This is a genomic window from Rhizobium sp. NZLR1, from assembly GCF_017357385.1.
Classification (GTDB): Bacteria; Pseudomonadota; Alphaproteobacteria; order Rhizobiales; family Rhizobiaceae; genus Rhizobium.
Map to the genome: position 1 here is coordinate 1,837,000 of NZ_CP071632.1, position 23,909 is coordinate 1,860,908.

20 protein-coding genes and 1 pseudogene are annotated in these 23,909 nt (G+C 61.6%); 14 read left to right on the forward strand and 7 right to left on the reverse strand.

Annotated elements, in window-relative coordinates; translation table 11 throughout:
• Positions 1 to 23 precede the first annotated feature (23 nt).
• Both J3O30_RS09210 and J3O30_RS09215 read right to left on the reverse strand, forming a co-directional pair.
• Positions 24 to 1,028 carry a 2-dehydropantoate 2-reductase gene (locus J3O30_RS09210; RefSeq protein WP_207583859.1) on the reverse strand — a complete coding sequence of 335 codons (1,005 nt, stop codon included), beginning with the start codon at positions 1,026 to 1,028 and terminating at the stop codon, positions 24 to 26.
• A gap of 154 nt (positions 1,029 to 1,182) precedes the next feature.
• Entirely contained in the window at positions 1,183 to 2,034 is an 852-nt protein-coding gene (locus J3O30_RS09215) for an oxidoreductase (protein WP_207583860.1), read from the reverse strand.
• Positions 2,035 to 2,166: 132 nt separating this feature from the next.
• On the opposite strand from J3O30_RS09215, the gene J3O30_RS09220 reads away from it, so the two are divergent.
• Together J3O30_RS09220 and J3O30_RS09225 are read left to right on the forward strand one after the other, a co-directional pair.
• Positions 2,167 to 3,054, forward strand: coding sequence for a LysR family transcriptional regulator (locus tag J3O30_RS09220; RefSeq protein WP_207583861.1), 888 nt, complete (start codon positions 2,167 to 2,169; stop codon positions 3,052 to 3,054).
• A 169-nt stretch (positions 3,055 to 3,223) separates the two neighbouring features.
• Positions 3,224 to 4,195, forward strand: coding sequence for an alpha/beta hydrolase (locus J3O30_RS09225; protein WP_207584293.1), 972 nt, complete (start codon positions 3,224 to 3,226; stop codon positions 4,193 to 4,195).
• Positions 4,196 to 4,225: 30 nt separating this feature from the next.
• On the opposite strand, the gene J3O30_RS09230 is transcribed toward J3O30_RS09225, so the two are convergent.
• Both J3O30_RS09230 and J3O30_RS09235 read right to left on the reverse strand, forming a co-directional pair.
• On the reverse strand, positions 4,226 to 4,849 hold the full coding sequence (locus tag J3O30_RS09230; RefSeq protein ID WP_207583862.1) for a carboxymuconolactone decarboxylase family protein: 624 nt from the start codon (positions 4,847 to 4,849) through the stop codon (positions 4,226 to 4,228).
• A gap of 58 nt (positions 4,850 to 4,907) precedes the next feature.
• Positions 4,908 to 5,420, reverse strand: a pseudogene (locus J3O30_RS09235) (HAMP domain-containing sensor histidine kinase); the annotation flags it as partial.
• 259 nt (positions 5,421 to 5,679) lie between these two features.
• Between J3O30_RS09235 and J3O30_RS09240 the strand changes: the two are divergent.
• From J3O30_RS09240 to J3O30_RS09295, 12 genes are all read left to right on the forward strand, one after another.
• Positions 5,680 to 6,750 (forward strand): LacI family DNA-binding transcriptional regulator, encoded by a 1,071-nt coding sequence (locus tag J3O30_RS09240; protein ID WP_207583863.1) that lies wholly within the window; start codon positions 5,680 to 5,682, stop codon positions 6,748 to 6,750.
• Between the two features lie 9 nt (positions 6,751 to 6,759).
• Positions 6,760 to 8,373, forward strand: coding sequence for an acyl CoA:acetate/3-ketoacid CoA transferase (locus J3O30_RS09245; protein WP_207583864.1), 1,614 nt, complete (start codon positions 6,760 to 6,762; stop codon positions 8,371 to 8,373).
• Positions 8,366 to 9,145, forward strand: a complete 780-nt coding sequence (locus J3O30_RS09250) for an enoyl-CoA hydratase/isomerase family protein (RefSeq protein WP_207583865.1) — start codon at positions 8,366 to 8,368, stop codon at positions 9,143 to 9,145. Before J3O30_RS09245 ends, J3O30_RS09250 begins: the two co-directional genes overlap by 8 nt.
• A complete protein-coding gene (locus J3O30_RS09255; RefSeq protein WP_207583866.1) occupies positions 9,145 to 10,665 on the forward strand; it encodes an aldehyde dehydrogenase family protein in 1,521 nt (506 codons plus the stop codon). The genes J3O30_RS09250 and J3O30_RS09255 overlap by 1 nt, the downstream gene beginning before the upstream one ends.
• 88 nt (positions 10,666 to 10,753) lie before the next feature.
• On the forward strand, positions 10,754 to 12,016 hold the full coding sequence (locus tag J3O30_RS09260; RefSeq protein WP_207583867.1) for an ABC transporter substrate-binding protein: 1,263 nt from the start codon (positions 10,754 to 10,756) through the stop codon (positions 12,014 to 12,016).
• 141 nt (positions 12,017 to 12,157) lie between these two features.
• Positions 12,158 to 13,111, forward strand: coding sequence for a sugar ABC transporter permease (locus J3O30_RS09265; RefSeq protein ID WP_207581918.1), 954 nt, complete (start codon positions 12,158 to 12,160; stop codon positions 13,109 to 13,111).
• Positions 13,108 to 14,079, forward strand: a complete 972-nt coding sequence (locus J3O30_RS09270; protein WP_207581917.1) for a carbohydrate ABC transporter permease — start codon at positions 13,108 to 13,110, stop codon at positions 14,077 to 14,079. Before J3O30_RS09265 ends, J3O30_RS09270 begins: the two co-directional genes overlap by 4 nt.
• Positions 14,080 to 14,082: 3 nt before the next feature.
• Positions 14,083 to 15,198, forward strand: coding sequence for an ABC transporter ATP-binding protein (locus J3O30_RS09275; protein WP_207583868.1), 1,116 nt, complete (start codon positions 14,083 to 14,085; stop codon positions 15,196 to 15,198).
• A gap of 15 nt (positions 15,199 to 15,213) precedes the next feature.
• On the forward strand, positions 15,214 to 16,719 hold the full coding sequence (locus J3O30_RS09280; protein WP_207583869.1) for a GMC family oxidoreductase: 1,506 nt from the start codon (positions 15,214 to 15,216) through the stop codon (positions 16,717 to 16,719).
• Positions 16,720 to 16,762: 43 nt separating this feature from the next.
• On the forward strand, positions 16,763 to 18,418 hold the full coding sequence (locus J3O30_RS09285) for a GMC family oxidoreductase N-terminal domain-containing protein (RefSeq protein WP_207583870.1): 1,656 nt from the start codon (positions 16,763 to 16,765) through the stop codon (positions 18,416 to 18,418).
• 12 nt (positions 18,419 to 18,430) lie between these two features.
• Positions 18,431 to 19,600 carry a Gfo/Idh/MocA family oxidoreductase gene (locus tag J3O30_RS09290; protein WP_207583871.1) on the forward strand — a complete coding sequence of 390 codons (1,170 nt, stop codon included), beginning with the start codon at positions 18,431 to 18,433 and terminating at the stop codon, positions 19,598 to 19,600.
• Between the two features lie 6 nt (positions 19,601 to 19,606).
• Positions 19,607 to 21,691 carry an FAD-binding protein gene (locus tag J3O30_RS09295; RefSeq protein WP_207583872.1) on the forward strand — a complete coding sequence of 695 codons (2,085 nt, stop codon included), beginning with the start codon at positions 19,607 to 19,609 and terminating at the stop codon, positions 21,689 to 21,691.
• A 35-nt stretch (positions 21,692 to 21,726) separates the two neighbouring features.
• Here J3O30_RS09295 and J3O30_RS09300 read toward each other — a convergent pair whose 3' ends face one another.
• The 3 genes from J3O30_RS09300 to J3O30_RS09310 form a co-directional block, all read right to left on the reverse strand.
• Positions 21,727 to 21,909: a hypothetical protein gene (locus J3O30_RS09300; protein ID WP_207583873.1), complete on the reverse strand. Its 183-nt coding sequence runs from the start codon at positions 21,907 to 21,909 to the stop codon at positions 21,727 to 21,729.
• A gap of 310 nt (positions 21,910 to 22,219) precedes the next feature.
• On the reverse strand, positions 22,220 to 23,011 hold the full coding sequence (gene xth, locus J3O30_RS09305) for an exodeoxyribonuclease III (RefSeq protein ID WP_207583874.1): 792 nt from the start codon (positions 23,009 to 23,011) through the stop codon (positions 22,220 to 22,222).
• A 132-nt stretch (positions 23,012 to 23,143) separates the two neighbouring features.
• On the reverse strand, positions 23,144 to 23,641 hold the full coding sequence (locus J3O30_RS09310; protein WP_207584294.1) for a hypothetical protein: 498 nt from the start codon (positions 23,639 to 23,641) through the stop codon (positions 23,144 to 23,146).
• Positions 23,642 to 23,909 lie beyond the last annotated feature (268 nt).

Sequence of the window (23,909 nt, forward strand, 5' to 3'; positions counted from 1 at the left end):
TCCCGGCCGCATTTTTTTCGCCATCAGCTGCCGCGTCGGTTTTCCCGATCCAGCTGCGTCACCAGCGCCAGGATCGTCTCCGATACCGGCGTCGGTACTGCAGTCAGGCGTCCAAGCGCCACCAGCATGCCGACCAGCGGCGTGATTTCGAGCGCCTTGCCGCCGATCAGGTCCTGCAGCATCGATGTCCGAACGCCGCCAATATTGCGCGATTGTTCCAGCCGTTGCTCGACTGTCATGCTGAAATGCGCGCCGAGCGCATCGCCGACGGCAAGCACTTCCTTCATAACTTTGCCCACCATGTCCATGAGCGCCGGATCCGTCATGATGTCTGTCATCAGCGCCCGTGTCAGGGCGCTGATCGGGTTGAAGGCAGCGTTGCCCATCAACTTGCTCCAGATTTCGCTTCGGATATCGGGAGTGGTCGTAATGCCGAGATCGGCGCCGGTCAGCACCGCCGCTATGGCCTCCAGATCGACAGACATTTCGCCGGACGGCTCGCCGAGCACGAAGCGTCCTTTGTGGGAAAGCTGGATCTCACCCGGATTGACCACTTCGGCGCCTTGATAGGCGACGCAGCCAATCACGCGCTCGGGGCCAACCAGCCGCCAAAGCCTGCCGCTGGGATCGAGCTCATCGAATTGCAGCTCCGCATGCCCGCTCCTGGTATCGCGATGGAAATACCACCAGGGAATGCCGTTGAGGGTCATTATGACGCGGGTGCCCTGTTTCAGCAGGCCTGCGATACCCGCGGCGGCGGGCGCCAACTGATGGCCCTTGAGGCCGGTGATGACCAGATCTTGCGGCGGCAATGTCTTGGGATCGTCGGTTGCGGTCAGCCGCACGTTGAGCGGCGTTTCCGCATCGGCTTCGCGCAGGCTGAGGCCGTTGCTGCGGATGGCGTCGAGATGTGCCCCGCGTGCGACGACGGAAACAGTGATGTAGTCATCGGCCCGGCTTGCGAGCTTGGCGGCGATGGCGCCGCCAAGGGCACCGGCGCCATAAATGCAAATGGTCTTGATGGACATGGATTTGCCTCTTCACGGTGGTGTCTGCCTTAGATCTAGGCCATCCGCGGCGTGAGGCGAATGCCAATATGCCGCAAGGCGCTCTGTCCCGCCGTAACGACAGTGCCGCCGCACCCTTACATCCGGGATGCGGCGGCGGGACCGGCCTTGGCTCTCAGGCCGAGGCTTTTGCATCGCTCGAAAAATCCGTGGAGAGGGCAAGTTCACGCCAGACGGCAAGCTCCTTTTCGACGCTGGCATGCTGCTCCTCGATCACAGCCACCGTGTCGCTGCCGAACGGCATGCGCAGCGGCGGGTTGGCTGAATTGACCATCGTCATGATGCCGGCGGCGAGCTTGGCGGGATTGCCGGGCTGGGCATGATTGGCGTCGGCGGCGAAATTGCGCATGTTGCCGGCCGGCGTGCCTTCGTAATCGGCGATGGAGGTCGGGCTCACCGCCAGCGACGTATCGGCGAGGAAGTCCGTGCGGAAGAAGCCGGGCTCGACGATCGTCACCGTGATGCCGAAAGGTTCGAGTTCGGCGGCCATCGATTCGGACAGGCCTTCGACGGCGAATTTCGTCGAGCCGTAGACGCCCCAGCCGGGATAGCCGAAGTAACCGCCGATCGAAGAGAAGTTCAGAATATGGCCGGAACGCTGGCGGCGCATATAAGGCAACACGGCGCGCGTCACCTTCAGCAGGCCGAAGACATTCGTGGCATAGAGCTTTTCGATCTCTTCGGCCGTGGCTTCCTCGACGGCGCCGAGCAGGCCGTAGCCGGCATTGTTGGCGAGAACATCGATGCGGCCGAAGCGGGCGATGCCGGTAGCCGCAGCGTCTTTCGCCTGCGCCTCGTTGGTGACATCGAGTGCGACGGTAAGCAGATTCGGATGATCGCCGAACTGCTCGGTCACGGTCTTCGGGTTGCGGGCGGTGGCGATAACGGCATCGCCTGATGCAAGGGCTTCCTTGGTCATCAGCGCGCCGAAGCCGCGGGATGCACCAGTGATGAACCAGACTTTCATGACGAATTCCTTTCGGGGACTATTTGCTTGTCTCGGCGTCGCATCTCTGTGCTGACGGGGTTGAATTTGACCGAAAATCCGTTGCTGTATAAGATTTGTTATTCTTGAAACTATGATGAGCAAAATTCAGCAATGCGTGCCACCGAACTTTCCGAACTCGCGGCTTTTGCGGCCGTTGCCCGGCATAAGAGTTTTCGCAAGGCCGGCGAGGAGAGGGGTGTCACCGCTTCGGCAGTCAGCCATGCCGTGCTCAACCTTGAAGACCGTATCGGCATTCGCCTGCTCAACCGTACGACGCGCAGCGTCTCGCTGACCGAGGCCGGCGAACTGCTGATCTCGCATCTCGACCCGGCCTTTGGCGAGATGGCAGCAGCGCTCGATGCGTTGAACCGATATCGCGACACGCCCTTCGGCAAGGTGAGGATCAATGTGCCGAATTCGATCGGCCCCTTCGTCATCGGCCGCGTCATTGCTCCGTTGCTCCAACGCAATCCCAATTTGCAGTTGGAGATCAACGCGACAGACAGGCTGGTCGATATTGTCGAGGAGGGTTTCGATGCCGGCATCCGCTTCGGTGAGCGCCTCACCGAGGGCATGATCGCACTGCGCATCAAGCCGCGCATCCGCTTGGTCGTCGTCGGTTCGCCCGCCTATTTCGAGGCCCGGCCGAAGCCGGCGACGCCGCACGATCTCAAGCGCCATCTCTGTATCCAGAACATGTTTCCGTCAGGTGCACGCTATGCCTGGGAGTTCGAGAAGGATGACCAGGCGGTGAGCTTTCAGCCGACGGGACCGCTGTCGCTCGACGATCACGAACTGATGATGCAGGCAGCGCTCGGCGGTGTCGGTCTTGCCTATATCTGGGAACCGCGCGTGGAAAAGGCGATCGCCAATGGCGAACTGATCCAGGTGTTGGAAGACTGGTGCCAGCCGGAGGAGCCGCTCTATCTCTACTATCCGAGCCGACGCCACATGTCGGCGGGCTTCAGGGCAGTCATCGACGCGATGAGAGCCGAGTAAAAAGGTGAGGATTCGCATCCCTCAGCCTTTTGACTCCTGCGCGTGAACTGGCCAATGATGCTGCCATGGCCGCCATGGCCAGCATCATCGGGAGAGGTTGATGAACGGTCGAATTTTGCCAACTGGTAATCGAAGAGCTTCAAAGCGGCTCAGCGGTCTGTTGCCCACATTGGCCGCGCTGATGCTGCTGGCTTCGGCGGCGGCCGGCAAGGACATTGGACCGCAAAGCCAGGCCTCACGCGAGCAGGTCGAAAAGCTCGTCGGCCTCTGGAAGGATCATTTTGCCGGCGCCGACGGCTTGCAGCAGCGGCGGACAGCCTTTCGGGCGCTGATGGAAACGACGCCGGGGCCGACCCGCATCCAGGTCCGGCAGGTCGATGCGGACGGCGTCGATGCCGAGCTGATGTGGCCGGCCCGTCTACATCACCCGATCGGCCAAAGGATGATCCTCTATATTCACGGCGGCGGCTTCTCCAGCGGCTCCATCCGCACGCACAGCCTGCTTGCCGGCTCGCTCGCCAAGGCCGCATCCAGCGATGTGCTTCTTGTCGATTATCGGCTGATGCCCGAATATACCTATCCCGCGCAGATCAACGACGCGCTGACGGCCTATCGCTGGCTTCTCGACAATGGTTATCGCAATGACAATATCGTCATCGCGGGAGACGGCGCCGGCGGCAATATCGCGATCGAAACCGTGCTCCGGCAGATGCAGGCCGGAAAGGCGCTGCCGGCGGCGGTCATTGCGCTCAGCCCCATCACCGATCTTGCCGCGACGGGCGGATCGATGACATCGAATGCCGACAGCGATCCGCTGGTCGGCAAAGACTGGATCGGGGCCTTACGCAAGGCCTATCTCGGCAACCGGTCGCCGACCGATCCCCAGGCATCGCCGCTTTATGCCGATATGACCGGCTTTCCGCCGCTGCTGCTACAGGTCGGTTCCGGCGAAGTCCTGCTGGATGACACGTTGCGGCTCGCCGACAAGGCGCGCCAGGCGGGGGTGGACGTCACCACCGAGATCTGGCCAGGCATGCCGCATCAGTGGCAGTTGTTTCCCTCGCTGCTCGACGATGCCGATCGGTCGAGTCAGAATCTCGCCGAGTTTGCGATCCGGCATTTTGAGGACAAACCGGAATAATAGGGGCCGCAAGAGTAGGGGCTCACTCTCTCATTGCGATGTGCCACGCGACGGTGACGGCGCCAGCGGCCGCTCGACTTCCCGGCCCACGCTGAGCGCCTTTCTGATATTGGGCTCCAGCCGCTCGATATAGGCGTGATCGGGCGCGGCGCCGAGCGCATCCAGCATTTTCGAGAAGAAACACCGGGCCGCTGCCGCGGCCGTGATGTCGAAGACCTCGGCATCGCTCAGCCCGTGTTTCTTCAGCCCGTCTATATCCTGCTGGGTGACCGACGTCGCGTCGCGCGCCACCTTGGCGGCAAAGGCCATGATCGCCCGTTCGCCGGCATGGATCGGCGCTTTCTCCGTCTCGTTGACAACGGCCGTCAGCCCGTCGCTGGTAAAGCCCTCGCGCAGCAGCACCGAGCCGTGCGCCAGCATGCAATAGGAGGATTTCAGCTCCTTGGCCGCCGCCAGCGTCACCAACTCATAGCGCCTGAGGCTCATATGGCCGCGAATGCTCGAAAGCAGCGCTGCCCAGTTCTCCATCACCTCCGGCCGGTGACCGAAGGCACGGTACATGTTCGGCAGATAACCATAATTCGCCTCGGCCGACGCATACATCGACGTCGTCTTCTCGCTGGCGGATGCATTGGGGGTGTGAATGAAAGCCATGGCATGATCCTCCTCTATTGAGAAGGATAGGGTAGATATGCAGGACAGCAATCCTGAATTAACAGGTAGCGTCACTGCTCGCAGAAGCGTTACCGGTTCGCTCGATGGGAAGGGTTATGGTAAAGGTCGATCCGCACCCTCGTGCGATGCCGGTGCCGGCAATTCCAGTCGACGTTCCCGCACGAAAATAACGCTGGAACAGCCGGGGCACGTCTTCGGGATCGATCCCCACGCCGTCATCGCTGACCGAGACTGTGACGTTTCCCGTCTCCTCCCATGCCGTGACGCGAATTTCGGAGGTTCCGAGCGCGTATTTGACGGCATTGGACAGCAGGTTGGTAAAGACCTGCGCCAAAGTGCGCGGATCGGCATCGATGAACTCAGGTAGCCTGTCGATCTCCAATACAAAGCTGTGCGTCCTGGCGATCGAAGACTGCCGCTCGCAACAGGTTCTTATCAATGATCTCAAGGCGCAGGCGTCGTAGCTGATATCGATTTTGCCGGTGTCGAGGCGCCCGGCCGAAAAGATGCTCTCCATAAGATCGACGATCCGGTTAACCGATGCGCGGACTGCTCGTCCAGAAGGCCAGGGCTGTCCTTTTCCACCTCGTTGACATCACTCGGCATGGGTTCACTGATCCTGACAAACAAGCCAGCCGAGTGATTGGAATTTAGATCGTTCCAATTTTCCGATTGAGATTACGATCGAGAACGGCGCCGAATTCTCAATGGAAATGAACAAATCGATAATGGGGCTGCAAATGTCACTTGACAAAATTGGAACGTTCCAAATATTTATCCATCAGTCGACGTCGTGGTCGGAGAGGGAAATGACAAAGACGCGGGTAACCGTCATCGACATCGCAAAGGCCGCCGGCGTCTCCAAGTCGACGGTTTCGCTGGTGCTTCAGGGCTCCTCCCTGGTCAATGAAGGGACGCGTGCCAAGGTCAATGCCGTGATGCGCGAACTCGGCTACGTCTATAATCGCGGCGCAGCCAATCTTCGCCAAGCCGGTGCCAAATCGAAGATCGTAGGGGTCGTAGTCAACGACCTGACGAACAGCTTCTTTGCCGAGCTGGCGGTCGGCGTCGATATGGTCGTTCAGTCGGCCGGATTCGTGCAGTTCCTGTCGAACACCAGTGAAAGCATCGACCGGCAGCGCGAGGTCGTCGCATCGATGCGTGAGCATGGCATTTCGGGGCTGATCGTCTCGCCGGCGCGCGCTACCGATGCCGCCGATTTCAAGCCGCTCGTGGCGGCCGGCATACCGGTGGTGGTGGTCGTTCGAAACCTGCCCGGCGCCAAGGTCTCGTCGATCGTCTCCGACAACCAGGCCGGCATGATGTCGGCGGTCAAGCACCTGGCGGGCCTCGGTCACAAGCGCATCGCTTTTCTCGGCGGCTTTCCCGACACCGCCGTCTTCGACGACCGGCTTGCCGGTTACCGAAGCGGTGTAGAGGCAGCCGGGCTCGATTATCACGAGGATCTGGTCGTCTCATCCGCGCCGTCGCGGGCCGGCGGGGTAGAGGCGATCGGAAAGGCGATTACGCTTGGCCGTCGGCCGACCGCAGCGGTCTGCTTCAACGATGCCGTGGCCTTCGGCGTTTGCGACGGATTGCGCGCGCGCCGTCTGGAGCCTGGCGCCGACTTCGCAGTGGTGGGTTTCGACGATGTCATCGAGGCTCAGGCAGCGGTTCCGGCGTTGACGACGGTCTCGGTCGATCCGCAAGGCATCGGGCGCCGCGGCGCACAGATGCTTCTGAAGCAGATCAATGCCGGCAAGGCCGAGGCCGAGACGGTGATAACAGCCGTTCGCCTGGTTGTCCGCGAGAGCTGCGGCGCTGGCAAGACCACGCCGGCAAAGACCGGCAAGAGCGTAAAAATCGAAACAGGACGCTGAGCAACGCATATGAAGAAGCATCTCACCCCAGCCGAAGCGGCCGCGTTGATCCCGGATGGCGCCATTGTGACGGTATCGTCATCGAGCGGTCTCGGTTGCCCGGATCTCATGCTGAGGGCCATTGGCGAGCGTTTCGATGCGACCGGTCATCCCCGTGACTTGACGACCCTTCATCCGATCGCCGCCGGCGACATGAGCGGCATCAAGGGCGTCGACCATATTGCCAGGAAGGGTCTGCTCAAGCGTATCATCGGCGGCTCCTATCCATCGGGACCGTCGTCATCAGAGCCGCCGCTGATCTGGCAGATGATCACCAATAACGAGATCCCGGCATACAATATTCCCTCCGGCATCCTCTTCGACATCCATCGCGAAGCCGCCGCCAAACGGCCGGGCGTCCTGACCAAGATCGGCATCGACACATTCGTCGATCCCGAGCGGCAGGGCTGCGCGATGAACGAGCTGGCTTCGGAACACCCGGTGGTCAAGCGTGTCGGCTTCGAGGGTGACGACTGGCTGTTCTTCCCCTCGATCGTCCCTCAGGTCGCCATTATCCGCGCCACCACCGCCGATGAGCGTGGCAATCTTACATACGAACATGAAGGCGCATATCTCGGCGGCCTCGATCAGGCGCTGGCCGCCCGCAACAATGGCGGCATCGTCATCGCGCAGGTCAAGCGGATCACCAAGGAAGGCTCGCTGAAACCCCATGACGTCCGCGTGCCTGGAATGCTGGTCGACTATATCATCGTCGATCCCGATCAGAAGCAGACGACGCAGACAGGGTACGATCCGGCAATTTCCGGTGAGATCTTCCGCCCGCTCGCGAGCTTCCACGTTCCGGAATTCAATGTTCAGAAAGTCATCGCGCGCCGCGTCGCGCAGGAACTTCAATCGGGAAGCTGCGTCAATCTCGGCTTTGGCATCTCGGCCAACGTGCCGCGTATTCTGCTGGAGGAGGGCCTTCACGGCGCAGTCACCTGGGTGATCGAGCAAGGCGCGGTCGGGGGCGTGCCGCTGCTCGACTTCGCATTTGGCTGTGCCTCCAATGCGGATGCATATATGCCGTCTCCCTACCAGTTCACTTACTTCCAGGGCGCAGGTTTCGATGCGTCGCTGCTGTCCTTCCTCGAGATCGGCAAGGACGGTTCGGTCAACGTCTCCAAGCTTTCCTTCCGGCCGCATGTGACGGCTGGCGCCGGAGGCTTCGTCGACATCACGGCGCGGGCAAAGAAGATCGTCTTCTCCGGCATGTTCAACGCCGGAGCAAAGCTTTCGATCGCCGATGGGGCTCTTCTCATCGAAAAGGAAGGCAAGCTGAAGAAGCTCGTCAACGCGGTCGAGCATGTCACTTTCAGCGGTAGGCGGGCGATCGAGCAGGGGCAGGAGATCACCTATGTCACCGAGCGGTGCGTCATGAAGCTGATGCCGGATGGCATCGTCCTCACCGAGATTGCGCCCGGCGTCGATCTCCAGTCCCATATCCTGGATCAATCGGAGTTTCCGCTGATCGTCGCCCCCGACCTGAAAGTCATGGACGCCGCACTCTTCGGCGAGGCAGCCATCGGCCTGTCGCTTCCAGCCAAAAGGGAACGGACGCTGGAGGGCGGTTTCAATGGCTAGCGGAACAGTCAGAGTTGACATCGACGGACATGTTGCGACGCTGACGATTTGCCGTCCGGAGAAGCTGAACGCGCTCGATCTCGACATGCTGAAGGCCTTAGCGGACGCGGCCGACGCGGTGGAGGCGAACCCGGATGTGCGCGCCGCCGTTCTGACGGGCGAAGGAAGGGGATTTTCCGCAGGCGGCGATATCAAGGCCTGGGGCGGAATGCTGCCGCAGGAATTCGGTCATCTCTGGGTTCGGTACGGTCATCGTATCTTCGAAAGACTGGCGACGCTACGGGTGCCGCTGGTCGCGGCGCTGAACGGCCACGCCCTCGGCGGCGGGCTGGAGCTGGCGGGCGTTGCCGACATTCGCCTCGCAGAGCAACACATCAAGATCGGCCTGCCGGAGACCGGCCTCGGAATGGTGCCGGGCTGGTCGGGGACCCAGCGTCTCGTGCGCCGGTTCGGGGCGCAGGCCATCCGGCGCATGGCGCTCGGCGGTGAGATCTTCACCGCCGAGGAGGCAAGGCTGCTCGGCATCGTCGACGCAGTCGTTCCAACAGGAAATTCACTCGCCGCCGCCAGGGAATATGCTGAGAGGATTGCTGCAAGAGGGCCGGCTGCCGTCGAGATCGCCAAGTTGATGATCGCATCGGCGAATGGTGAAGACAATGGAACCGCGGTCGAAGCCCTGGGCTCGATCCTCGCCGCCAAGACCGGCGATCTGAAGGAGGGCGTCGCATCATTCAGCGAGAAGCGCCCGGCAACGTTCAAGGGAGAATGGTAATGACGGTTCTCGTCAACCCCACCGCGCTCAGCGACCACAAAGCGCGTGATTTCAAGATGCTGATCGATGGCAAATGGGAGACCGGCGCTGCCGATCCGATCGAGCGTGTCGCGCCAAGCCATGGTGTCGTGGTCAGCCGGTTCCCGACCGGCAGCAGGACGGATGCCGAGCGCGCCATTGCTGCGGCACGCAAGGCCTTCGACCTCGGGCCATGGCCCCGCATGACCGCGTCCGAACGGTCCGCCATCCTGCTCAAAGCTGCCGATCTGATCGCCGCGCGTGCAGAGGAGCTGGCGTTTCTGGATGCTATCGAGGCAGGCAAACCGATCACGCAGGTGCGGGGCGAAATTGCCGGCTCGGTCGATATCTGGCGCTATGCGGCGGCTCTTGCACGCGATCTCCATGGCGAAAGCTACAATACGCTCGGCGACGGCACGCTCGGCGTCGTCCTGCGCGAAGCGATTGGCGTGGTCGCGATCATCACGCCCTGGAACTTTCCGTTCCTGATCGTCGGCCAGAAGCTGCCCTTCGCGCTCGCCGCGGGCTGCACCGCCGTCGTCAAACCCTCGGAGCTGACCTCAGGATCGACACTTGTGCTCGGAGAGATCTTGCAGCAGGCAGGCGTTCCGGATGGCGTCGTCAACATTGTCACCGGTGGGGGATCTGAGGTCGGCGCCATCATGACCTCTCATCCTGACGTCGACATGGTGTCCTTCACCGGCTCGACCGGCGTCGGAAAACTGACGATGTCGAATGCGGCGCAGACGCTGAAGAAGGTGTCGTTGGAATTGGGGGGCAAGAACCCACAGATCGTCTTTCCGGATGCCGATCTCGATGCGTTCATCGACGCTGCGGTCTTCGGCGCCTATTTCAATGCCGGCGAGTGCTGCAACGCCGGCTCGCGGCTGATCCTGCACAAATCAATCGCCTCCGATGTCGTCAAGCGGATTGCCGCGTTGTCGAAGGCAGTGAAGGTCGGCGACCCGCTCGATCCATCGACGCAGGTCGGCGCGATTATCACGCCGCAGCACCTGGAGAAGATTTCAGGATATGTCGCCGGTGCCAGGAGCAGCGGTGCTCGGATCGCGCATGGCGGCGAGACGCTCGACCTCGGCATGGGACAGTTCATGTCGCCGACGATCCTCGAAGAGGTTACCCCTGATATGGCGGTGGCGCGCGAGGAGGTCTTTGGCCCGGTCCTTTCGGTCCTGACATTCGAGACATCGGCAGAAGCGATCAGCATCGCCAATTCCATCGACTACGGTCTGTCGGCCGGTGTCTGGAGCCGCGATTTCGACACGTGCCTGACGATCGGCCGGTCGGTGCGGGCAGGGACGGTCTGGATGAACACCTTTATGGACGGCGCCTCGGAGCTTCCCTTCGGCGGTTACAAGCAGAGCGGCCTCGGCCGCGAGCTCGGCCGCCATGCGGTCGAGGACTACACCGAGACCAAGACGCTGAACATGCATATCGGCAAACGCACCGGCTGGTGGATGCCGCAGACGGAAAAGCTGGCTTAGCCGGTAATGAAACTACGCCTGAGGAGGGCGGGTGATTGGTGCGGGAATGGGTCCCGCATCTTCCAAAATGGAACTGGGAGGATCTTCGATGAATAGGTTTTTGACCACGACTGCCGTGATCGCATTGGCTCTGGCCGGCGCTCATGTGTCCGCTCGCGCAGCTGACGTAAAAGAAGTTCAGATGCTGCACTGGTGGACGTCTGGCGGCGAGGCAGCGGCGCTGAACGTTTTGAAGCAGGATCTGTCGAAGGAAGGTTTTGCCTGGAAGGACGTGCCGGTTGCCGGCGGCGGCGGTGATGCGGCGATGACGGCGTTGAAGGCGATGGTTGCCGCAGGCACCTATCCGACAGCCTCGCAGATGCTCGGCTATACCGTGCTCGATTATGCCCAGGCCGGCGTCATGGGCGACCTGACCGAGACGGCCAAGAAGGAAGGCTGGGACAAGTCGGTGCCGGCAGCGCTGCAGAAGTTCTCGGTTTATGACGGCAAGTGGGTCGCAGCCCCGGTCAACGTGCATTCGGTCAACTGGCTGTGGATCAACAAGGCGGTGATGGACAAGATCGGCGGCACCCAGCCGAAGAGCTTCGACGAGCTGATCGCGCTGCTCGACAAGGCCAAGGCTGCGGGTGTGATCCCGTTGGCGCTCGGCGGCCAGAACTGGCAGGAAGCGACGATGTTCGATTCCATCGTGCTGTCGACCGGCGGTCCGGAATTCTACAAGAAGGCTTTCAACGACCTCGACGAGGAATCGCTGAAGTCGGACACGATGAAGAAGTCCTTCGACAATCTGGCGACGATCATCAAATATGTCGATCCGAACTTCTCGGGCCGCGACTGGAATCTGGCGACCGCCATGGTCATCAAGGGTGATGCGCTGGTGCAGGTGATGGGCGACTGGGCCAAGGGCGAATTCGTCGCCGCCAAGAAGACCCCGAATACCGACTTCCTCTGCTACCGCTTCCCCGGCACCGAAGGCAGCGTCGTCTACAACTCCGACATGTTCGGCATGTTCAACGTCCCCGACGACCGCAAGGCGGCCCAGGTGGCGCTGGCGACCGCAACGCTGTCGAAGAGCTTCCAGTCGGCCTTCAACGTCGTCAAGGGTTCGGTGCCGGCCCGCACCGACGTTCCCGACACCGACTTCGACGCCTGCGGCAAGAAGGGCATCGCCGACCTGAAGGCTGCCAATGAGGGCGGCACGCTGTTCGGCTCGCTGGCCCAGGGTTATGGCGCACCGCCGGCCATCGCCAATGCCTACAAAGATGTCGTCTCGAAGTTCGTCCACGGCCAGATCAAGACCTCCGACGAAGCCGTCAAGCAGCTCGTCCAGGCGATCGACGACGCCCGCTGAGACCACGCTCGATGACACCGCTTCCCCGCGCATTGTCGCGGGGAAGCCTCAGGCTCCGACGATCATCCCGCGACGATTGTGCGGAGAGGCTATGCAGGGATCATGCAGGGCCACCATCATGCAGGAGGGAGACGACATTCCATGAGCACCGTTGCGACCACCGATCCGGTTCTGACGCCGGCGCAATCGACGCCGATCTCGCTCAGAGGCCGGCTGCAGGATGCGTTGCCGAAGATCGTGCTGGCGCCGAGCTTCGTCATCACCCTGGTCTTCGTCTACGGCTTCATCGTCTGGACGGCCTATCTGTCGTTCACCAATTCCAAGACCTTTCCGTCCTATGCGCTGACCGGGGCGCGCGCCTATCAGCGGCTGTGGCGCTGGACCTTCGAGAGCGATCCGCCGTCCTCCTGGTATACCTCGATCACCAACATGGCGATCTTCGGCTTTCTCTATATCGGCATCTGCCTGGCGCTCGGACTGTTCCTGGCCATCCTGCTCGACCAGAAGATCCGCGGTGAAGGCATATTGCGGCCGATCTTCCTCTATCCGATGGCGCTGTCCTTCATCGTCACCGGGGTTGCCTGGAAATGGTTCCTCGATCCCGGCCTTGGGCTCGAGCAGACGCTGCACCACTTCGGCTGGACGAGCTTCCACTTCGACTGGATCAAGAACAAGGACTTCGTCATCTACACCGTCGTCATCGCCGGTGTCTGGCAGGCGTCCGGCTTCGTCATGGCGATGTTTCTGGCCGGTCTTCGCGGCATCGACGGCGAGATCATGAAGGCGGCCCAGATCGACGGCGCTTCCGCTTTCCAGCTCTATCGGCGCATCGTCATTCCGCTCTTGCGGCCGATCTTTCTCTCGGCCTTCATCGTGCTCGCCCATATGGCAATCAAGTCCTACGACCTGGTGGTGGCGCTGACCTCCGGCGGCCCCGGCGGCTCGGCCTGGCTGCCATCGAACTTCATGTATGAATACACCTTCAAGCGCAACGAGATGGCCGTCGGCTCGGCCAGCGCCATCATCATGCTGATGACGATCTCGGCGATCATCGTTCCCTATCTCTATTCCGAACTGAAGGAGAAGGCGCGATGAGCAGCGTCACCTCTTCGACGATAACTGCGACCACACCGCCTTCGCAGAGCGGCGACAACAGGAATAACAACACCCGCTGGATCGGCCGGCTGGTCATCTACGGCCTGCTGGTCATCTTCGCCGTCCTCTATCTGATGCCGCTCTTCGTCATGCTTACCACCTCGTTCAAGACTATGGACGAGATCCAGAACGGCAACATGCTGGCGCTGCCGCAGACGCCGACCTTCGATCCCTGGATCAAGGCCTGGGGCGAGACCTGCGTCGGGCTGACTTGCGCCGGCATCAAGGGCTACTTCTGGAACTCGATCAAGATGGTGGTGCCGGCGGTGGCAATCTCCACCATCATGGGGGCGCTGAACGGCTATGTGCTGACCAAGTGGCGTTTCCCCGGCCATACGCTGGTGTTCGGGCTGATGCTGTTTGCCTGCTTCATCCCGTTCCAGTCGGTGCTCTTGCCGATGGCAACGATCCTCGGTTCGCTCGGCCGCTTCGGCATGACGCTGCAAAACGCCACCGGCTTTACCTTCGGCTTCGGCAATCCGACCGTCAATCTGGTCTTCGTGCATGTCGTCTACGGCCTCGGCTTCACCACGCTGTTCTTCCGCAATTTCTACGAGGCCTTTCCGACCGAGCTGGTAAGGGCCGCCCAGGTCGATGGCGCCAGCTTCTTCCAGATCTTCCGCCGCATCATGCTGCCGAACTCGCTGCCGATCATCGTCGTCACGGTGATCTACCAGTTCACCAATATCTGGAACGACTTCCTGTTTGCCTCGGCCTATGCCGGCACCGGTGATTCCATGCCGATGACGGTGGCGCTGAACAATGTCGTCAACACCTCGACCGGTGTGGTCGAATACAATGTCAACATGGCTGCGGCGATGATCGCGGCCGTTCCCACGCTGATCGTCTATATCCTCGCCGGCCGCTACTTCGTGCGCGGTCTGATGGCGGGCGCTGTCAAAGGGTAACCCATGGCCTTCCTCGAAATCTCCGGTCTCAGAAAACGCTTCGGCGCCATCGACATTCTCAAGGGGATCGACCTCGAACTCGAAAAGGGCGGCTTTCTCGTGCTGGTCGGCCCGTCCGGCTGCGGCAAGTCGACCCTGCTCAACACCATTGCCGGGCTGGAGACGATCACCTCTGGCGATATCCGCATCGACGGGCGCGATATCAGCGGCCTGCATCCCTCCAAGCGCGACATCGCCATGGTGTTCCAGTCCTATGCGCTCTATCCGAACATGACGGTGGCGGGCAATATCGCCTTCGGCATGGAGATCCGCGGCGTTCCGAAGGAGGAGCGCGCCAAGGCGATCAAGCAGGTCTCCGACATGCTGCAGATCGGCCATCTGCTCGACCGCAAGCCGAGCCAGCTTTCCGGCGGCCAGCGCCAGCGCGTCGCCATGGGTCGGGCGCTGGTGCGCAATCCGCAGGTCTTCCTGTTCGACGAGCCGCTGTCCAATCTCGATGCCAAGCTGCGTGTCGACATGCGCACCGAGATCAAGCGGCTGCACCAGCGCATGGGCACCACCTTCGTCTATGTCACCCACGACCAGATCGAGGCGATGACGCTGGCGACCAAGATCGCCGTGCTGAAGGACGGGGTGCTGCAGCAGTTCGGCACGCCGGCCGAGATCTATAACAACCCCGCCAATCTGTTTGTCGCCGACTTCATGGGATCGCCGGCGATGAACCTGCTGAACGCCACCGTCGAGAATGGCGCGGCCGGGCTTGCCGTCGCGCTGGAGCGGCCGAACGCCGCCCCGCTCCGACTGCCGGTGGTCTCAGGCAATCACGGCCTGTCTTCCTATGCCGGAAAACAAGTGATCTTCGGCATCCGCCCGGAAGCCTTGACCGACCCCGACGGCGCCGACCGCAAGGCGCGCTCGCTGACCGAGGACGATTGCCTGATCGAGGTGGTCGAACCGGCCGGCTCCGACACCTTCGCCGTCACCAAGCTCGGCGGCAAATCCGTCATCGCCCGCCTGCGCGCCGATGCCGGCATCGCTCCGGGACAGACAACTCGCCTTGCCTTCAATCTCGACAAGGCCGTGTTCTTCGATCCGGACAGCCAGGTGCGGATTATATGACGGCCAGGCGCTGATATGAACAGTTCACCAGACATCGTCATCATCGGTTCAGGCGTCGGCGGCTCCACCGTCGCCGCCGGCCTGGCTGCGACCGGCGCGCGGATATTGATCCTCGAAGCCGGCGATCACATCGCCGATCTTCCTGTCAATCGCGACCAGCGCGCCATCTTCCAGCGGGGACATTTCCGGCCGAAGGAAACCTGGTACGAGGCAAACGGCAAAGGCTTCAATCCCGGCAACTATTACAATGTCGGTGGCAATTCGAAATTCTATGGCGCCGTTTTGTCGCGCTATCGCAAAGAGGATTTCGGCGTGATCGAGCATCGGGAAGGCGTGTCGCCGGCCTGGCCGTTTGCCTATGAGGAGTTGGAGCCGTGGTACGCTAAGGCGGAAAGGATGTACCAGGTTCGCGGCAACCTCGGCGAAGACCCTACCGAGCCTTATCACTCGACTGCCTACGGCTACCCACCCGTGCCGGACGAGGCGCCGATCGCCGATGTCAGGGCGCGCCTCAAGGAAAAGGGCCTGCACCCGTTTTCCCTGCCGCTCGGCCTGGACCTCGACGCCTGGCTTTCCAAGGCACGCACGCCCTGGGATGCGCATCCGAATGCACGGGACGGCAAGATGGATGCCGAGACAGCAGCGCTTGCGGTAGCGTTAAGCCATGAGAACGTGCGGCTCGAAATCAATGCGCGCGTGACGAGGCTCGATACCGCAGCGGGGAGCCGGATCGACCGGGTCACCTATGTCAGGAACGGCGAGACGCTGACGGTTTCGCCGAAGATCCTGATCCTTTCGGCCGGTGCGGTTCAGTCGTCGGTGCTTCTGCTTCGCTCGAAAAACGACCGCTTCCCAGGAGGCCTGGCGAACTCCTCCGACCAGGTAGGGCGCAATTTCATGAACCACAACGCCTCCGCCGTCATCGGCGTCTCGCCACGGTTCCGGAACACCTCCGTCTACCAGAAGACCTTTGCCTTCAACGACTTCTATCTCTCGGACGGGAAGGGTGGACCGCCGCTCGGCAACGTGCAGCTCCTCGGCCGGATCTCCGAAAAGGTTCTGAAGGGTTCGCTGCCAAGGGCGCCGGAATGGGTCCTGCGTTTCATCACCAGCCATGCCATCGATTTCTACGCGATGAGCGAGGACGTTCCCAATCCCGAAAGTCGCGTCATGGTCGATGGAGATCGGATCATTCTCCAGTGGCAACGAACCAACTGGGATGCGCATCTGGCACTTGTCGCCAGGCTGAAGGCGATCCTGAAGTCGATCGGATTTCCGATCGTGCTGTCGAGACCCTTCGACAAGCGCACGCCTTCCCATCAGTGCGGAACGGTCCGCATCGGAAACGATCCCGCGACGGCGCCGCTGGATCCTTACTGCCGTTCTTATGATCACGAAAACCTCTTCGTCGTCGACGCCGGTTTCCTGCCGACGTCGGCTGCCGTCAATCCCGCGCTCACCGTCGCCAGCCAGGCGCTGAGAGTTGCAGATCACATCGCATCGACGGACTTGCAGGCATGAGCAGATCCATTGGCGTCAGCCGGGTTCAAACAGGACAGTAAAAATGGGATTCGACTACATCATCACCGGTGCCGGTCCTGCAGGATGCGTGCTTGCGAGCCGGCTGAGCGAAGATCCGGATATCAGCGTCCTCCTGCTCGAAGCGGGGGGAGGCGACTGGAATCCTCTTTTTCACATGCCGGCCGGCTTCGCCAAGATGACCAAAGGTGTGGCCAGCTGGGGCTGGGAAACCGTTCCTCAGAAACACATGAAGGGCCGGGTGCTACGCTATACGCAGGCAAAGGTCATCGGTGGCGGCTCATCGATCAACGCACAGCTCTATACGCGCGGAAACGCTGCAGATTATGATCTTTGGGCGAGTGAAGACGGCTGCGAGGGCTGGGACTATCGCTCGATCCTTCCCTATTTCAAACGTGCGGAGGACAATCAGCGCTTCGCCGACGACTACCACGCCTATGGCGGTCCGCTTGGTGTTTCGATGCCGGCGGCGCCGTTGCCGATCTGCGACGCCTATATTCGCGCCGGGCAGGAGCTCGGTATTCCCTATAATTATGACTTCAACGGCCGCCAGCAGGCGGGCGTCGGATTTTACCAACTCACCCAGCGCGATCGCCGCCGGTCCTCCGCTTCGCTTGCTTACCTCTCGCCGATCAAGGATCGGAAGAACCTGACGGTTCGGACGGGCGCCCGCGTCGCGCGGATTATCGTCGAGGGAGCGCGTGCGACAGGCGTCGAGATCGCCACCGCGCGCGGCTCGGAAATCGTCCGCGCCGAGCGTGAAGTGCTGATCTCCTCCGGCGCGATCGGATCGCCGAAGCTGCTTTTGCAGTCCGGCATAGGACCGGCCGATCACCTAAGGTCTGCGGGCGTCAAGGTGCTCCACGATCTGCCCGGCGTCGGCGGCAATCTTCAGGATCACCTCGACCTTTTCGTCATCGCAGAGTGCACCGGCGATCATACCTATGACGGCGTCGCAAAGCTTCACCGCACGCTTTGGGCCGGTCTTCAATATGCCCTGTTCCGCAGCGGTCCGGTTGCCTCGTCGCTCTTCGAGACCGGCGGCTTCTGGTATGCCGATCCCGACGCTCGGTCTCCTGATATCCAGTTCCACCTCGGTTTGGGTTCGGGTATCGAAGCGGGCGTCGAGCGGCTCAAGAACGCCGGCGTGACGCTCAATTCCGCCTATCTGCATCCGCGCTCGCGCGGGACGGTGCGTCTGTCATCCTCCGATCCGGCTGCTGCTCCCCTGATCGATCCCAACTACTGGTCCGATCCTCACGACAGGGCGATGTCCCTGGAGGGGCTCAAGCTCGCCCGAGAGATCATGCAGCAGGCGGCGCTGAAGCCCTTTGTCATGGCCGAAAGGCTTCCCGGGCCGAAAGTCATGACCGACGAGCAGCTCTTCGACTACGGCTGCGCCAACGCCAAGACCGACCATCATCCCGTGGGCACCTGCAAGATGGGAACGGGGCCGGATGCGGTCGTCGGGCTCGATCTCAAGGTCCATGGTCTTGAAGGTCTCCGCGTCTGCGATTCCTCGGTCATGCCGCGCGTGCCGTCCTGCAATACCAATGCACCGACAATCATGGTCGGGGAAAAAGGATCGGACCTCATCCGGGGCCTGTCAGCGCTGCCGTCGGCGATCTTCGCCTACGAACGCAACGACACTAGACCTCGGGCCCGCGCCGAAATCCGCTAAGGAGTAATGACAATGGTCGAAGTGAGAGTTGCAGTGCTTGGCGCCTCGGGCTGGATGGGAAAGATCCACACGATGGCCTATCAGACCTTTGCGCATTTCTTCGGCGTCTCGGACGGGACGGCGCGGATCGTGGCGCTTGTCGATCGCAATCCTGACGCAGTCGAGGATCTCGGCAGCAGGGCGCCGGGTGCGCGGATCTATCAAGACTGGAAACTGGCGATCGCCGATCCTGAAGTCGATCTGATCGATATCTGCCTGCCTGACCACCTTCATTATCCTGTGGCCAAGGCGGCCCTGCTGGCCGGCAAGCATGTCTACTGCGAAAAGCCATTGGCAAACACCGCCGACGAGGCTCGGGAACTGGCAGACATCGCCAGGGAGAAGGGTGTCATTACCCGTGTCGGGCACGCCTTTCCCAGAAACCCCGTCCATGATCTGGCGAAAGACATCATTCAATCCGGCGAAATCGGCGAGATCAAGCTGTTCCGCGGCTGCCAGCACGTCGACATGTTTGGCGATCCGAACGCCCCCTTCATGTGGCGCGCCGATGGAAAGCTGGCGCCAACCGGGATCGTCGGCGACACCGGCTCGCACATTTTCAGCTTCATGGATTTCCTGGTCGGCCGCGTCAGTTCCCTGATCGCTGACAATTTCATCGTGACGCCGCGCCGGCCCGTCGTCGAGGACCTTGCCTATGGCGAGCAGGTGAAGCTCATCGGCAACGAGGCCTGGGCTGATATTACCAACCCCGACGCGACCAACCTGCTGTGCCGGTTTGCCAACGGCGCCGGCGGGATCGTCGATTTCAGCCGTGTCGCGACCGGCCGCAAGTTCATGCAGACCTACGAGGTCTACGGAACGAAAGGCAGCATCGCCTATACCTATGACGAGATAAACCGGCTGCGCTTCTATTCCAACGACGACCGGACGGCGCGGCGCGGCTTCCGGGAGATCGACGTCGGGCCGGAAAATCCCACCTTCAAGGCTTTCCTTCCTCTGCCGAATTTCGGCATCGGCTACAATGAAAGCAAGATCATCGAGGTGGCCGAGGTCATCCGTTCGATCGTTGCAAACAAGCCGATGTGGCCGACATTCGATACGGGCCACCACATCTGCCAGATCGTCGATGCATGCATGGAGTCCTCCCGGCAGAAGCGCTGGGTCGACATCCCGTTGGGCTGAATGCCAATGACCAGAGCTGTTCCGCAGGAAATTCTTGACGCACTGACCGATGTCGACATGCCGCGCCTTCCACCCGAGGCTTCCTCATCGGAAGCGGTCCGGCTCGCCGGCGTCGAGCTGCCGGTCTACCGAGCCGGCTGCGTCGTCGTCGGATCCGGTGCTGCAGGTCTGCGCGCCGCGGTGGAAATGAAGCGGCGCGGCGATGACGTCGTCATCGTCAGCCAGAGCGCCTGGGGCGGAACCTCGGCCTGTTCGGGATCGGACAAGCAGACCCTTCACACGGCAAACACGGCGGATCAGGGCGACAATTACAAGGCGATGGCCCGTGCCGTCCGCAGCGGCGGCGCAATGGACGAGGATACGGCCTATGTCGAGGCTGTCGGCTCATCCCGGATGATGGCGTCGCTGCAGTTCCTCGGCCTGCCGCTGCCGCAGGATCCGCTCGGCGGAACTTTGAGATACCAGACTGACCACGACGACGTCGGCCGCGCCACCAGCTGCGGTCCGCGCACCTCGCGCTTGATGGTCAAGGTGCTGGCTGAAGAGGCGATCCGGCTCGACGTGCCGTTCTATAACCAGACCACCGCCGTCAAAATCCTCACCGAAGGCGAAGGGGCGGACCGCCACGTCGTCGGCATACTGGCCATGCGCGCCAGTGACCGCACAGGGCAGAACCCGCTCGGCATTGCGTTGTTCGTCAGTGGAGTGATCGTGCTGGCGGCTGGCGGGCCTGGAGAACTCTATCGCGACAGCGTTTATCCCAACGGCTGTTTCGGTTCCCTCGGACTGGCGCTCGAGGCAGGTGTCGAACTCGTCAACCTCACAGAGAGCCAGTTCGGCATCGGAACGCGCCGGGAAGGTTTTCCGTGGAATCTGTCGGGCACTTACGTCCAGGCGATCCCGCATATCTACTCGGTCGATGCGGAAGGCACCGAGCACCACTTCCTGGCGCAATATTACCGCACGACGCAAGAGCTGGCGTCGAATGTCTTCCGCAAGGGCTACCAGTGGCCATTTCATGCGACGCGCATGCTGGACTTCGGCTCGAGCCTGGTGGATCTCGCGATATCAAGCGAAACCGCCGCCGGGCGGCGTGTCTTCATGGACTTCAATCGCAATCCCCTGCCGGTACCAGGCGACCTGCCGTTCAGCCTCGAAAGGCTGGACGACGACGTCCGCCTCTATCTCGGCAAGGCCGGCGCTGGCCAAGACGTGCCGATCGATCGCTTGAAGCACATGAACCCGCTCGCGATCGAGCTCTACCGCCGCTACAAGATCGACATCGCCGCCGAGCCGCTGGAATTCGCCGTCAACAACCAGCACATGAATGGCGGCATCATGGTCGACACCTGGGGCCGCAGCAATCTTGCCGGCTGTTATGCTGTCGGAGAAGCGGCGGGTACCCATGGGGTGACGAGGCCGGGAGGAGCGGCGCTCAATGCCGGGCAAGTCTTCGGCACCCGGGTGGCCGAGCACATCGGCGCGAGCGGTAGAGCGAAGCGGCCCGCCACAGGGGATAAATCAGGTATCGCCGAGGCAGGTGTTGCCGATCTGCTTTCCGCCCTTCGGACTGAAAGCCCGCTCACCGTCAAATCGATTCGCTCAGCAGTGCAGTCGCGAATGAGCGAGAAGGCCGGCATCATCTGCGATGAGCAGAGCGTCGGCGAGGCCTTGATCGAGGCTCGGAAGCTGAGTGCTGAGATTCGCGCTGATGGCGTCGCCTACGGTCGCGCAGCCGAGGCGGTCCGAGGCGTGCAATGGCGGCATATGGCGCTCGCCTCCGAAGCGGTGCTCAGCGCGCTTGATTTCTTCATACGAAGGGGAGGCGGCAGCCGCGGAGCGCGAGCGATATGTGATCCGCAAGGCGAATCCATTCCGCATGCGAGCGCAGGTCTGTTAGAACAATATCGCTTCCGTAGGGAACGCGAAGCGCATCGGGATGAGCAGATCGTCGTTCGGCTCGAGGGCGATGAGATCAAGCTTTCGACGCGCCCGAACCGCGCTGTGGATGAAAACGCCAAGTCCTTCTTCGAGCGAGACTGGCCAGCCTGGCTGACTGGCCGCATTTATGATCTGGGCGCGAATGAATGAGTTGACGATGATCGGAACCGCCTCCCGGCGGGCGATCAATCGGGATTGGCGACCGGGGGCGGAATCCGCACGCGCCCGGTGTCGTCAGAGCCTTCGGCGACCGCTTCCTCGCTTTTGCGCACGTGCCTTGGCGGATCCTTTCCTTCGATCGGCTTCGGCGACAGCTGGTCGTCAGCCTGGATCTCGTCGGAGTTCAGGTAATTCTTGCTTTCTGCCATAGCAGTCACTTCCGATTGGAGAACTGCGGGGCAGGGATGCGATCCTTCGGACTAGCCGGCCTGTCTCTGGGTCGGCGTCGGTGACACCGTCGCCCGCCTCGCGGCTGCTGCCTATATTGATGGGAGGCTTTCGCTGTTCGTCGATATTGGTTTCCGGCAGTTCGTCCTGGGTATCCTCGTTCAACGGCTTCGGCGGAAGCTTTGCGGAATTGGGGATGGAATTCGTGGGCATAGGTCAATCTCCTTTGCGAGCTAACTCCAGCCGGCATCGTAGGTTCCTTGCTGCGCCTGCGATCGACGGCATCTCGGCTCACACGGCTTCGGCGGCGGGAACAACGAGCTCGATCATGACGGGTGCGTGATCGCTGGTATGCTCCCAGCCTCGCGGGTTTTTCCGGACGGTCGCCGATCGCAGCCATGGCGCGACGGCCGGGCTGAGCAGGAAGTGGTCGATCCGCAGCCCCGCATCGCGTTCGAAGCTGTTCCGCCAGTATTTCCAGAAGGTGTAGATGCGCTCTTCCGGATGCAGATGCCGGACGGCGTCGGTCCAGCCCTGGGCGACGAGATTGGCATAGGCCTTGCGGACTTCGGGCCTGAATAGGGCGTCGTCCAGCCAGCGTTCGGGTTTGTAGACGTCGATCTCCGTCGGCATGACGTTGAAGTCGCCGGCGAGGATCGAAGGCACTTCGAGTTCGAGGAGTTCGGCGGCGTATTCGCGCAGGCGGCGGAACCAGCGGAGTTTATAATCGAACTTGACGCTGGGGAAGGGATTGCCGTTCGGCAGATACAGGCATCCGATCACGACGCCGTCGATGACGGCTTCGATATAGCGGCTGTGTGTGTCATCGGGGTCGCCGGGAAGTCCGCGCCGGGTCAGGATCGGTGTCTTGCCCTTCGCCAGGATGGCAACGCCGTTCCAGGATTTTTGTCCGTGCCAGACGGCGCCGTAGCCGGATCGTTCGATTTCCTTTCGCGGAAACCTGGCGTCGTCTGTCTTAAGCTCCTGGAGGCAGACGACATCAGGGGCGTCCTCCTTCAGCCAGCGCAACAGGATCGGCAGCCGTCCATTGATTCCGTTGACATTGTAGGTTGCGATTTTCACAAGACTTCCGGGAAGCTAATGCATGTCGCCCAGAAGGGCGCAGCGGTTCCGGGATAACGACATGCATAAAAACAAAGGACTAAAGCGCGCCGCATGAATCAAATTTGATGCGACGCGCTTTAGGCTGGCTCCTCAACGCGTCGCACCGAAGACGAAGGCTATGCCGGCGACGATCGCCACTGCGGTCAGCGGCTGCCGGCGTATCCGATTCTCGATCTCGTGGACGAAGCTGCTCGCTTCCGCCTTCGCCAGGCGCGCTGTTCCTGAAGCCAGTTCCGAAGCGGTTTCCGCCACTCGACTTGCGTCTTTCTGAAGCGTCCGCATTTCCCCTCGATCGGCATCGACGCCTGCGGAAGAGCCGCCGGTTTCGCCGGTCGAGCGCAGGGCCTGATCGACGAACGGAAATGCCTCGTCGAGCCTGGTGGGATCGGGCTCTCGTTTCACCCGCTCAGCCGCCTCGACGTCGCTGCGGCCGGCAGGAATTGAGGTATGGGTAGCAGACACTGGGTCGGAGGCCGGAAAGGTGCCCTCGATACCTCTGTCGAGCTCGCCTTTTTGGGCCTGCTTCCGCTGCTCTGCCTGTTCTTTTCGCATGGACTGGACTGCGGGGGATTCGTTCGGGTTTGCCATCACTGTTTCCTCTGTTGCTCTTCGACAATCAAATCGGCGGCGCGGAAAGAAGTTCCAGAAAAATGCATTCTCCCTCATGCGGCAATACATCAACGAGGCGGCGAAGGTCACGAATGGCGCGCGGCGCAGTCTATCTCTCGCAATGATCGTTCGGAATTCCTTGCTCGTGGACTTGGCTATGGGTAAGCCGGACTAAAGTCCTGCCCTTTCTAGTACCTTAGGTCCGGTTGCATTTGATCTTCGGAACAGCGAAAATTGTCATGCGCCT

What these genes read in the sequence shown, in the direction of transcription:
- J3O30_RS09210 (WP_207583859.1), bottom strand. Translation starts at nt 1,028, where the DNA reads ATGTCCATCAAGACCATTTGCATTTATGGCGCCGGTGCCCTTGGCGGC.
- J3O30_RS09215 (WP_207583860.1), bottom strand. Translation starts at nt 2,034, where the DNA reads ATGAAAGTCTGGTTCATCACTGGTGCATCCCGCGGCTTCGGCGCGCTG.
- J3O30_RS09220 (WP_207583861.1), top strand. Translation starts at nt 2,167, where the DNA reads ATGCGTGCCACCGAACTTTCCGAACTCGCGGCTTTTGCGGCCGTTGCC.
- J3O30_RS09230 (WP_207583862.1), bottom strand. Translation starts at nt 4,849, where the DNA reads ATGGCTTTCATTCACACCCCCAATGCATCCGCCAGCGAGAAGACGACG.
- J3O30_RS09240 (WP_207583863.1), top strand. Translation starts at nt 5,680, where the DNA reads ATGACAAAGACGCGGGTAACCGTCATCGACATCGCAAAGGCCGCCGGC.
- J3O30_RS09245 (WP_207583864.1), top strand. Translation starts at nt 6,760, where the DNA reads ATGAAGAAGCATCTCACCCCAGCCGAAGCGGCCGCGTTGATCCCGGAT.
- J3O30_RS09250 (WP_207583865.1), top strand. Translation starts at nt 8,366, where the DNA reads ATGGCTAGCGGAACAGTCAGAGTTGACATCGACGGACATGTTGCGACG.
- J3O30_RS09255 (WP_207583866.1), top strand. Translation starts at nt 9,145, where the DNA reads ATGACGGTTCTCGTCAACCCCACCGCGCTCAGCGACCACAAAGCGCGT.
- J3O30_RS09260 (WP_207583867.1), top strand. Translation starts at nt 10,754, where the DNA reads ATGAATAGGTTTTTGACCACGACTGCCGTGATCGCATTGGCTCTGGCC.
- J3O30_RS09265 (WP_207581918.1), top strand. Translation starts at nt 12,158, where the DNA reads ATGAGCACCGTTGCGACCACCGATCCGGTTCTGACGCCGGCGCAATCG.
- J3O30_RS09270 (WP_207581917.1), top strand. Translation starts at nt 13,108, where the DNA reads ATGAGCAGCGTCACCTCTTCGACGATAACTGCGACCACACCGCCTTCG.
- J3O30_RS09275 (WP_207583868.1), top strand. Translation starts at nt 14,083, where the DNA reads ATGGCCTTCCTCGAAATCTCCGGTCTCAGAAAACGCTTCGGCGCCATC.
- J3O30_RS09280 (WP_207583869.1), top strand. Translation starts at nt 15,214, where the DNA reads ATGAACAGTTCACCAGACATCGTCATCATCGGTTCAGGCGTCGGCGGC.
- J3O30_RS09285 (WP_207583870.1), top strand. Translation starts at nt 16,763, where the DNA reads ATGGGATTCGACTACATCATCACCGGTGCCGGTCCTGCAGGATGCGTG.
- J3O30_RS09290 (WP_207583871.1), top strand. Translation starts at nt 18,431, where the DNA reads ATGGTCGAAGTGAGAGTTGCAGTGCTTGGCGCCTCGGGCTGGATGGGA.
- J3O30_RS09295 (WP_207583872.1), top strand. Translation starts at nt 19,607, where the DNA reads ATGACCAGAGCTGTTCCGCAGGAAATTCTTGACGCACTGACCGATGTC.
- J3O30_RS09300 (WP_207583873.1), bottom strand. Translation starts at nt 21,909, where the DNA reads ATGGCAGAAAGCAAGAATTACCTGAACTCCGACGAGATCCAGGCTGAC.
- J3O30_RS09310 (WP_207584294.1), bottom strand. Translation starts at nt 23,641, where the DNA reads ATGGCAAACCCGAACGAATCCCCCGCAGTCCAGTCCATGCGAAAAGAA.